This is a genomic window from Mycobacterium sp., from assembly GCF_032162605.1.
Lineage (GTDB): Bacteria > Actinomycetota > Actinomycetes > Mycobacteriales > Mycobacteriaceae > Mycobacterium.
The window spans coordinates 1-9,903 of the sequence record NZ_JAVROT010000618.1; the positions used below are offsets into that span (position 1 = coordinate 1).

The window sequence follows — 9,903 nt, forward strand, 5'->3', positions numbered from 1 at the left end:
CGCCTGCGGCAACGACGGTCCGCAGCTCGGCGTTCGGGTCGGCGGCATCCCAGTAGGCCTTCAGCACGCCCCCGACGAAGGCGCACGTGGCGGGCGCACTACCGCGCACGCCCTGGCTCGCCCAGCCCCCTCGACCGTCGATCTGATAACCACCCGAACAGTTCTCGCCTACTGCGTCGGGTCCTGGGATCGTCGGCGGTTTCGGGCGGCCTCCGACCCCGGTACTGGTCGGAGGTGCGGACGAGGGGCCTGACGGCGCAGCGGTGCTCGATGGCTGTGTGGGCGAACTCGGGGACGCGGTGTCGTCACTCCTGCCGCGGGTCACGATGACCGCCAACGCGACGGTCATGGCGACGACGGCCACCACCCCGGTGACGATCCAGGTCTTCGCCGTCATCCCGGGAGGCTCGTCGTAGCGCGGCTCGGGTGCCGGTGGAGGTGGCTGCGATGCGTCGGGCACCTGCATGGCGGCCATCGTGGGGGCGAACTCCGGCTCGAACCGATCGAACCCGGAGTCCGGCTCGGCGGTCGGCTCCTCGGCCGACCACGCCGGGACGAAGACGGCGGGCATGCCCGAGCCCGTCGTCGGGTTGTTGAGGTGTTCGGTCGGTGCGCGGGCCGCCGGGTCGATCACCGGCCGCGCCTGGGTGACGGCGGCTGCGGCGTCCCGAAGAGCGGCGGCGAAGTCCACGCAGGCGGCGAACCGCTGTCTGGGGTCCGTCGCCAACGCCCTCATGATCGGGGGATCGAACGCGGCGAGGTCCTGGCGGGTCTCGCCGAGGGCGGCCACCGTCGAGGGGATGGTGTGCGTGACGGGCGGCGCCCCACTCAGCAGGTGGTACGTGGTGGCGGCCAGGTCGTACTGGTCGACACGATCGTCGGTGGGATCGGCGGTGCGGGGAATTCCAAAGCCCGTCAACAGAATTCGTCGTCTCGGAGTATCGGTGAGCATTATCTTGGTGGGCCCCACGTCGAGATGCGACATCTGCCGCTCGTGCGCGTAGTCCAACGCGTCGGCGACCGCCGTGACGATGTCAAGGGCCTCGTCGGCGGGCATGCCACGCGGATACTCCTCGCGCATCAGCCGCTCGACGTCGGTGCCGTCGACGAAGTCCGTCGCCAGCCACAACCGGCCCCCGTACTCGCCGTAGTCGTGCACGCCGACGATGTGCGGGTGCCAGAGGGTAGTCGCGAGGTCGACTTCGCGCCTGAAGCGGACGCGGAACTCGTCGTCCGCCGATGCCGAGGCGGACAGCACTTCGATCGCGTCCTGGCGGAGTAGCCGCGGATGGGTTGCCAGGTAGACCTCACCAAGGGCGCCCGCACCAAGCAGACGCACCACGGTGTATCCCGCGAACACCTCGCCTGACCCGAACGGCATAGTCGCCGAGATTACCCAGCCCGGCGGACCTCGGCGCTCGTGTCGACGGCTGGGTCGACGACGGGGTCGCACGCTACGATTCGCCCCATGCCGCTGGCCAACGGTTCGACGGGTCCCAGCCAACGGGGCACCATCGTGCGGATCCTGCTCGCCCTCGTCGTCATCGCGGTCATCGCGGTGGCAGGCGTCTACTTCGTCAAGCACCGCAACGCATCGGCCAATCCGCCGAGGCCGAGCACCGAGGCCGTAGGCCCGACGCCGCTGCCCTCGCCGGAGCCGCCCGCGTGTGGAGAGGGCGACGCGCTGCTGTCCGCGATGTCGACGCGCGACAAGCTCGCCCAGCTGCTGATGGTGGGCGTCACGGGCGCCGACGATGCGCGGGCGGTGGTGGCCAATGACCACGTCGGCGGCATCATGATCGGCAGCTGGACCGACCTGACGATGCTCGGCGACCCGCTCAAGGAGATCGCGGCGTCGGCGAGTCCGCTGCCGTTGGCGGTCAGCACCGATGAAGAGGGCGGCCGGGTCTCACGGCTCAAGGGCATCATCGGCACTCAGGACTCGGCGCGGGTGCTTGGCAAGACGGTCTCCGCCCAGGAGGTTCACGACATCGCGCTCAAGCGCGGCCAGGCGATGCGGAACCTGGGCATCACCGTCGACTTCGCCCCGGACGCCGACGTCTCCGACCAGGACGACGACACGGTCATCGGCGACCGCTCGTTCAGCGCCGACCCCGATAAGGTCACCGAGTACGCGGGCGCTTACGCGCGGGGGCTCCTCGAAGCGGGCGTCACGCCGGTGCTCAAGCACTTCCCCGGCCACGGCCACGCGTCGGGCGACTCCCATCAGGGCGGCGTGGTGACGCCGCCGCTGTCGATCCTGATGAACGACGACCTGATTCCCTACCGCACGCTGGCCCAGGTGCCGGGCACCGCGGTGATGGTCGGCCACATGCAGGTCCCCGAGCTCACCGGCACCGACCCCGCCAGCCTGAGTACTGCGGCCTACGGCCTGCTCCGCACGGGCGGCTACGGCGGACTCCCGTTCAACGGCGTCGTGTTCACCGACGACCTGTCCAGCATGGGCGCGATCAACCAGCGTTACGGCGTTCCGGAAGCGGTGCTCAAGTCGCTACAGGCCGGTGCCGACATCGGCCTGTGGATCACCACTGACGACGTTCCCGCCGTGCTCGACCGCTTGGAGAAGGCCGTCACCGCCGGCGAGCTCGACGCCAAGAAGGTCGACGCCTCGGTGCTGCGAATCGCCGGCCTCAAGGGCAAGAGTCCACGCTGCGGAGGCTGAACCGACCGCAATTGCTTACCCTGAACAGATGGCAGGTGGAACGAAGCGATTGCCGCGCGCCGTGCGCGAGCAGCAGATGCTCGACGCCGCCGTGCAGATGTTCTCGGTGAATGGTTATCACGAGACGTCGATGGATGCGATCGCCGCGCAGGCCCAGATCTCCAAACCGATGCTGTACCTGTACTACGGCTCCAAGGAGGAGCTGTTCGGCGCCTGCCTGGACCGCGAGCTGAGCCGGTTCGTGGACTCGGTGCGCGCCGACATCGACTTCACCCAGAGCCCGAAGGAGCTGCTGCGCAACGCGGTGGTGGCGTTCTTGAGCTACATCGACACCAACCGGGCGTCGTGGATGGTGCTCTACACGCAGGCCACCAGCTCGCAGGCGTTCGCCCACACGGTGCGCGAGGGTCGCGAGCAGATCATCGACCTGGTCGGCAAGCTACTGCAGTCCGGCACGCGAAACCCCGAGCCCGACACCGACTTCGACATGATGGCCGTAGCGCTGGTGGGTGCTGGCGAGGCGGTGGCGACCCGGGTGAGCACCGGCGACGCCGATGTTCACGAGGCCGCTGAGTTGATGATCAACCTGTTCTGGCGGGGCTTGAAGGGCAAGCCGGCCGACGCGCCCGCGGCGTCCACGGCTTGACGATGCCGGTGTGACCAGCTGCCCCGCCGTCGGGTCCGCTAGGCCTTCGACTCCCGAACCACCCGGATCAGCGCAGGCAGGCCGACGAGCAGGGCGGTGCGCTCGGCGGGCGTCATGGCTGCCGTCCAGCGGTGGTACCGCGCGCCGTAGCCCGCCGCGATGCCGGCGTGCATGGCGCGACCGGCATCCGTGAGCTGAAGTCGGTCGGTCCGGCGGTTGGCCGGATCGCGGCGCCGCTCGAGGAGTCCTTCGAGCTGAAGGTCGGCGACCAACCGGCTGACCGTGCTCTTCTCCAGGACTAGCCGCTCGGCGAGCTCCCGCTGCGACAAGCCGGTGTCCCGGTCGAGTTCGTGGATGGCGTACGCCTGCGACAGCGACAGCGTGTGCCCAGGTAAGTCCTGGTCGGGCTGCAGAAGTCCGGCGACGCGGACCAGGTCCATGAACAGCGCATGCAGCTGCTCTGACTCGTCGGAGGCCACCGCGATTCCTCCTCGGATCGATCCAATGGTTGTGGCGCACAACTATAGGTCGGTACAGTGGGTGGTGATAGTTGTATGACACAACCAATGGGAGGTCGCGATGTGCACTCATGTCCATGGCAATTGCCCGGCGTTCTTCGAAGGGCGCGCCAGCCGGGTGTATGACTTCGTGGCGCGCAGGTTGCTGCGCGGGCTGTACCGCCGCATCGCCGACGACCTGGTCGATGCGGTCCCCGAAGGTGCCGCCGTCCTCGACGTGGGCACCGGTCCCGGCGTCCTGCTCGTCGAGTTGGCGCAACGGCGCCCGGATCTACGGCTGACGGGCGTGGACCTCTCGGCCGACATGGCCGCGGCGGCCACGCACAACGTACGCGAGTTCCGCGACCGGGCGTCGGTGCACGCCGGCGACGTGACACAACTACCGTTCGCCGACGACGCCTTCGACGCGGTGGTGACGTCGTTCAGCATGCACCACTGGGACCATCCCGCCGGGGCGGTTCCCGAGCTGGCGCGGGTGCTGCGACCAGGCGGCCGGCTCTATGTCTACGACTTCGGCCATGCGCCATTCCGGGTGCTGACCGAAACAGCTAGTGAGCAAGGACTTTTCGACGGCGCACCGGTACGCAAGACGCGAATCCGCACCGCGGTGCCGGTGTTTTCGCGGTGCGACCGCCTGACGATGACCGCCTAGAGTGCGGTGACCGTCGCCGTCAGGTGGGGGTAACCCTTGGATGGATTGCGCAGCGCCAACTCCCAGCCCTCGGAGACGCGGTCGACGTAGAGGCCGACGCGGGCCGGCAGCAGCACCGGCTTGCCGAACCGCACCGAGTACTTCACCGCGTCGGGGAACTGGCCCTCGATGTTGGCCAGTACGGCTGCGGCGCTGAACATTCCGTGCGCGATGGAGGTCGGGAAGCCGAAGAGCTTCGCGCCGATCGAGCTGGTGTGGATCGGGTTGTGGTCGCCACCGACGGACGCGTAGTGGCGGATCTGACCCGGCGTGATGTGCAGTACCGCGTTCGGCGGCGGCAGCTTCGACGTCTTCTTCTGCTCCGGCTTCGCTTCGTCGGAGAGACTGGTCGGCTGCTGGTGCAGGAACGTCGTCACCTGGTGCCACGCAGTCTCGTTGCCGACGTTGACGTCGGTGATCAGGTCGACGAGCAGGCCCTTGCGGTGCTCCCTGAGGTTCTCCGCGTGCACCTTGACGCCGACGGTGTCAGTGACGGCGATCGGCTTGAACTGGGTGATGTGGTTCTCGACGTGTACCGATCCCATTGCGGCGAAGGGGAAGTCGAAGCCACTGACCAGTGACATCACCGAAGCGAACGTCAGCGCGAACGGATAGGTCAACGGGACGGAATCGCCGAATCGCAGTCCGGTCACCGCGGCGTACTCGGCGACGTTGGCCGGGTCGATCGCCAGCTCTTCCACGGCGACCGTCCGGTGGGGCACCGTGTCGCCACGCGAGACGAACGGCAGCGCACCCGCCACGGCCCTGGCCATGTTGTGCAGCCCGCTGGGCTGGCTCCCCATCCTCCCCCCGATCGCTTCGCTCCTGCCCGCCGTCACGGTCACGCTCCCAACATGGCTTGGCCGCAAACCCGAATGGTGTTGCCGGTGACCGCATTCGACGCCGGGCTCGCGAAATAGGCGATGGCCTCGGCGACGTCGACGGGCTGGCCGCCCTGGAACAGGGAGTTCAGCCGGCGGCCCACCTCGCGGGTGGCCAGCGGGATCGCCTCGGTCATCTTCGTCTCGATGAACCCGGGCGCCACGGCGTTGATGGTGATGCCCTTCTCGCCGAACACCGGCGCGAGAGCCTGCGTCATCCCGATCATGCCTGCCTTGGTGGCGGCGTAGTTGGTCTGTCCGCGGTTGCCTGCGATGCCCGCCATCGAGGAGAGCCCGACGACGCGGCCACCTTCGCCGATCGTCCCGTTGTCCACCAGCCCCTGCGCCAGCCGTTGGGGAGCAAGCAAATTGACCGCGACGACGGAGTCCCAGCGCCCCTCGTCCATGTTGGCCAGGAGCTTGTCGCGGGTGATGCCCGCGTTGTTGACGAGGACGTCGGCCTTGCCGTCATAGTGCTCGCGCAGGTGTTCGGTGATGCGGTCGACGGCGTCGGCGGCGGTGACGTCGAGGGTCAGCGCGGTGCCGCCCACCTTCGTCGCCGTCTCGGCCAGCGCCTCGGCCGCCTGCTTGACGTCGATCGCAACCACCCTGGCGCCGTCGCGGGCGAACACCTTCGCGATCTCCGCGCCGATGCCCTGCGCAGCGCCGGTCACCAGGGCGATCTTGCCGTCGAGTGGCTTGTCCCAGTCGGCGGGCGGGACCGAGTCCGAGGCGTCGAGGTAGAACACCTGCGCGTCGACATAGGCGGACTTCGCCGACAGCAGGAACCGCACCGTCGACTCCAGTCCGGTGGCCGCGGGCTTGGCGTCCGGGGGAAGGTAGACCAGACCGATCGTCGCGCCGTGTTGCAGCTCCTTGCCGAGAGAACGGGTGAAGCCCTCGAGTGCGCGCTGGGCGATGCGTTCGTCGACGCTGCCCGTCGCCTCCGGTGTCGTGCCGATCACGACGATGCGTCCGGACGAGCCGATATTGCGCAGCAGCGGAGTGAAGAACTCCCGCAGCTCCTTGAGACCCTCCGGGGTCTTGATGCCGGTGGCGTCGAAGACGAGTCCGCCGAACGAGTCGGCCCAACGGCCGCCCAGGTTGTCGCCGACGAGGTCGTAGTCCCCGGCGAGCGCGGCGCGCAGCGGCTCCGCGACGCGGCCGTCGCCGCCGATCAGCAGGGAGCCGGCCAACGCGGGTTCGCCCGCCCGATAGCGGCGCAAGGTCTCGGGCTGCGGAACGCCGAGTTGTTTGGCCAGGAACGAACCCGGACCGGAATTGACCACTTGTGAGAACAGGTCGGTAGCCACTGAGCTGCCTTTCGGTGAGAAACGGGACACAGAACGGGTAAGTACGAATGGGTGGGTACCCGCATCCGAAGCAACTGTCGTATCGCTCACGAACTTACTCCAGAGTAAGAACGGTGGGTAGTATGACCCTCGACACCCAGGCGTCCGCTCACCGAACGCCCATGGACATATAGGAGGTAGACGTGGCCGACACCAAGGCGACTCGCCGAGTGGCCATCCTTGGCGGCAACAGGATTCCCTTCGCCCGCTCCGACGGGGCGTATGCCAACGCGTCGAACCAGGACATGTTCACCGCCACACTCGGCGGTCTCATCGACCGGTTCAACCTCAAGGGCGAGCGCCTCGGGGCCGTGGTCGGCGGAGCAGTGCTCAAACACAGTCGTGACTTCAACCTCATGCGCGAGTGCGTGCTGGGCAGCTCGCTGTCGCCCTACACCCCCGCATACGACCTGCAGCAGGCGTGCGGCACCGGCCTGCAATCGACCATCGCCATCGCCAACGGCATCGCGCTGGGCCAGTACGAGGTGGCGGCCGCCGGCGGAGTCGACACCACGTCGGACGCGCCGATCGCCTTTGGCGACGATCTGCGCCGGGTCCTGCTCGGCCTGCGCCGGGCGAAGTCGAACGTCGACCGGCTCAAGCTCGTCGGCCAGCTCCCCGCGGCCCTCGGCGTGGAGATCCCGACAAACGGTGAACCCCGCACCGGCATGTCGATGGGTGAGCACGCCGCCATCACCGCCAAGCGGATGGGCGTCAAGCGCGTCGATCAGGACGCGCTCGCCGCAGCCAGCCACCAGAACATGGCCGCGGCCTACGACCGCGGCTTCTTCGACGACCTCGTCAGCCCGTTCCTCGGTCTCTACCGCGACAACAACCTAAGGCCCGACTCCACGCCAGAAAAGTTGGCCAAGCTCAAGCCGGTCTTCGGCACCAAGTTCGGCGACGCGACCATGACGGCGGGCAACTCCACACCGCTGACCGACGGCGCCTCGGTGGCCCTGTTGTCGACAGACGAATGGGCGGCTGAGCGCTCGCTGCCGGTGCTCGCGTACTTCGTCGACGGTGAGACGGCTGCGGTCGACTACGTCAACGGCAACGACGGACTGCTGATGGCGCCCACCTACGCGGTGCCGCGGCTGTTGGCCCGAAACGGGTTGACGCTGCAGGACTTCGACCTCTACGAGATCCACGAGGCATTCGCGTCGGTGGTGCTCGCGACCCTGGCCGCCTGGGAATCCGAGGAGTACTGCAAGGAGCGCCTCGGCTTGGATGGTGCCTTGGGCGGCATCGATAGAACCAAGCTCAACGTCAACGGCTCGTCACTTGCGGCGGGTCACCCGTTCGCGGCGACCGGTGGGCGCATCGTGGCGCAGCTGGCCAAGCAGCTGGCCGAGAAGAAGGCCCAAACCGGCAAGCCCGTGCGCGGCCTCATCTCGATCTGCGCGGCAGGCGGGCAGGGCGTCACGGCGATTCTGGAGGCCTGAGCAGCGGGTGTAACGCCCCAGAACGAGCAGTCGATACGAGTAGTAGCTCCGTGTTGCCGTCTAACCCCCGACCCGACGGCAACACGGGGCAACCTCTTTTTCTGGGCCCTTTCTAGGCAATCGGCGGGACGGGCGCATCCTTCTTCGCCTTCACCGGCCCCGCGTTGGGTGGCGGTGGTGCGAACAGGCTTCGTCCCACGCTGCCGCGCGCCGTCCGCACGGCCACCAGCCCCCAGGTGCCCAGCAGCCCGGCGTATGCGATTGCCGCGGCAACCCGGAAGGCGGGCAGTCCGGTGTGCACGGCCAGTTGAGTCGTGCCGGTGACGAACGTGCCGACCGGAAAGGTCAGGCTCCACCAGGTCAGTGCGAAGGGCATGCCGCGCTGCAGAGTGCGCAGCGTCAGCTCGGTGGCCAGCACGATCCACAGCAGCGCGAATCCCCAGAGGGGTACGCCGAACAGGACTGCGAAGACGTTCATGCCGCTCGCCAGCTCTGGTGGCACCGCCAGCGCCGCGGCGGTGCCGAGCAGGCCCGCGGCGGTGATGCCCTGGCCGAGCGGGCCCAGCACGATCCAAAGCGTGGGTACCCGGGCCGTCCCCGACGTGCCGTACAGGGCGAGCCTGCTCCAGATCATGCTGATGATGATCAATGCCGCGAACAGCGACAGACCGAACATCGCGTAACAGCCATACAGCATGGTGGTGCGGCCGGTCCCTGACTGCATGTGCGGGATCAGCAGCGCGCCCGCCGCGGCTGACACCATGGGCGGCACGACCGGCATCAGCCAGCCGCCGAATGCCGCGTCGGGCTCGACGTTGTGCTGGGTGAACATGAGGTACGGGATGGTTGCCGCGGTCAAGAGGCCGCCGATCGTGCCCGCCGTCCACAGCACCCAGGCCAGGTCGACGGCGATGCGCATCCCAATGAGGTCCTTGCCGATCAGGATCGCCCCCGACCCGACCGTCATCAACGCCATCGGGGCGGCCCCGTAGAAGTGGGCCATCTGCGGATTGCGGGAATGGCTCCTGGCCACCGTCGGGTGGCGGAACCACTGCACGGTCACCGCGACGACGAGAATCACCAGCAGTGCGGTCGCGACCACCCAGACCCCGCGCGAGAACACGTGCAGCCCCGCGACGTGGATCGGCAGCGTCGCGCCCGCCGTCGCTACGATCCCAGTGCCCATCACCGAGGCGAACCAGTTGGGCCCGAAGTTCTGAAGTCGGGCCGCTTCGGTCGTCATGCTTCGCATCAAACACCTTGGGAACACCGTTACGTCCGCGTTCGGTCGTCGTGCTTCGATGTAGGCCGGGCGAACGCAAGGGAGCGTGCCAGTCGTGCGGGTCAGCATTTTCGGACAACTCAGCGGAACGGGTGTCGACAACCCCGTCGACGCATGCGTGGAGAACCTCGCGATGTTGCGCGAGGAGGGCTTCCGTCGGCTCTGGATGAGCCAATTACCTTACGAGCCGGACCTTCTCACGGTGCTTGCCGTGGCGCTGCGCGAGGTCGACGAGATCGAGGTGGCCACCGGCGTCGTCCCCATCCAGAATCAGCATCCGATGCAGATGGCCCAGCGGGCGCTGACCGTCAGCCTCGTCTCGCACGGCCGGCTCATCCTCGGGCTCGGCATGACGCATCAGGCCGTCACCGAGGGCATGTGGGGCATCCCGTGGGACAAGCCGGT

10 protein-coding genes are annotated in these 9,903 nt (G+C 68.1%); 5 read left to right on the top strand and 5 right to left on the bottom strand.

The genetic code is table 11. The annotated features are described in order from the left end of the window. A partial coding sequence (locus QOI01_RS35500) for a serine/threonine-protein kinase (RefSeq protein WP_526388830.1) occupies nt 1-1,381 on the bottom strand: 1,381 nt, incomplete at its 3' end. 87 nt (nt 1,382-1,468) lie between these two features. Here QOI01_RS35500 and QOI01_RS35505 point away from each other — a divergent pair. Together QOI01_RS35505 and QOI01_RS35510 are read left to right on the top strand one after the other, a co-directional pair. After that, nucleotides 1,469-2,683 (top strand): glycoside hydrolase family 3 N-terminal domain-containing protein, encoded by a 1,215-nt coding sequence (locus QOI01_RS35505; RefSeq protein WP_526388832.1) that lies wholly within the window; start codon nt 1,469-1,471, stop codon nt 2,681-2,683. A 28-nt stretch (nt 2,684-2,711) separates the two neighbouring features. Continuing rightward, the gene (locus tag QOI01_RS35510) at nt 2,712-3,329 is read left to right on the top strand and encodes a TetR/AcrR family transcriptional regulator (RefSeq protein ID WP_526388834.1); all 618 of its coding nucleotides are present in this window, start codon (nt 2,712-2,714) and stop codon (nt 3,327-3,329) included. Nucleotides 3,330-3,367: 38 nt separating this feature from the next. On the opposite strand, the gene QOI01_RS35515 is transcribed toward QOI01_RS35510, so the two are convergent. Then, a complete protein-coding gene (locus QOI01_RS35515) occupies nt 3,368-3,808 on the bottom strand; it encodes a MarR family winged helix-turn-helix transcriptional regulator (protein WP_526388836.1) in 441 nt (146 codons plus the stop codon). Between the two features lie 100 nt (nt 3,809-3,908). Here QOI01_RS35515 and QOI01_RS35520 point away from each other — a divergent pair, with 100 nt between their 5' ends. Then, nucleotides 3,909-4,499, top strand: a complete 591-nt coding sequence (locus QOI01_RS35520; RefSeq protein ID WP_526388838.1) for a class I SAM-dependent methyltransferase — start codon at nt 3,909-3,911, stop codon at nt 4,497-4,499. Here QOI01_RS35520 and QOI01_RS35525 read toward each other — a convergent pair. Both QOI01_RS35525 and QOI01_RS35530 read right to left on the bottom strand, forming a co-directional pair. Next, on the bottom strand, nt 4,496-5,341 hold the full coding sequence (locus QOI01_RS35525) for a MaoC/PaaZ C-terminal domain-containing protein (protein ID WP_526388845.1): 846 nt from the start codon (nt 5,339-5,341) through the stop codon (nt 4,496-4,498). The two genes, QOI01_RS35520 and QOI01_RS35525, sit on opposite strands and share 4 nt — an antisense overlap. Before the next feature lie 38 nt (nt 5,342-5,379). Then, nucleotides 5,380-6,762: a 3-oxoacyl-ACP reductase gene (locus QOI01_RS35530; protein WP_526388847.1), complete on the bottom strand. Its 1,383-nt coding sequence runs from the start codon at nt 6,760-6,762 to the stop codon at nt 5,380-5,382. Between the two features lie 152 nt (nt 6,763-6,914). Between QOI01_RS35530 and QOI01_RS35535 the strand changes: the two genes are divergently transcribed. Next, a complete protein-coding gene (locus tag QOI01_RS35535) occupies nt 6,915-8,216 on the top strand; it encodes an acetyl-CoA C-acetyltransferase (protein WP_526388840.1) in 1,302 nt (433 codons plus the stop codon). A gap of 112 nt (nt 8,217-8,328) precedes the next feature. Here QOI01_RS35535 and QOI01_RS35540 read toward each other — a convergent pair whose 3' ends face one another. Next, on the bottom strand, nt 8,329-9,459 hold the full coding sequence (locus tag QOI01_RS35540) for a TDT family transporter (RefSeq protein WP_526388842.1): 1,131 nt from the start codon (nt 9,457-9,459) through the stop codon (nt 8,329-8,331). A 94-nt stretch (nt 9,460-9,553) separates the two neighbouring features. Between QOI01_RS35540 and QOI01_RS35545 the strand changes: the two genes are divergently transcribed. Further along, nucleotides 9,554-9,903 (top strand): LLM class flavin-dependent oxidoreductase (locus tag QOI01_RS35545; protein WP_526388843.1); only part of this gene is annotated, 350 nt, incomplete at its 3' end.

Bases quoted from the DNA above. Each gene is read 5' to 3' on its own strand.
- QOI01_RS35505 (WP_526388832.1), top strand. From the start codon at position 1,469: ATGCCGCTGGCCAACGGTTCGACGGGTCCCAGCCAACGGGGCACCATC.
- QOI01_RS35510 (WP_526388834.1), top strand. From the start codon at position 2,712: ATGGCAGGTGGAACGAAGCGATTGCCGCGCGCCGTGCGCGAGCAGCAG.
- QOI01_RS35520 (WP_526388838.1), top strand. From the start codon at position 3,909: ATGTGCACTCATGTCCATGGCAATTGCCCGGCGTTCTTCGAAGGGCGC.
- QOI01_RS35525 (WP_526388845.1), bottom strand. From the start codon at position 5,341: ATGGGGAGCCAGCCCAGCGGGCTGCACAACATGGCCAGGGCCGTGGCG.
- QOI01_RS35540 (WP_526388842.1), bottom strand. From the start codon at position 9,459: ATGACGACCGAAGCGGCCCGACTTCAGAACTTCGGGCCCAACTGGTTC.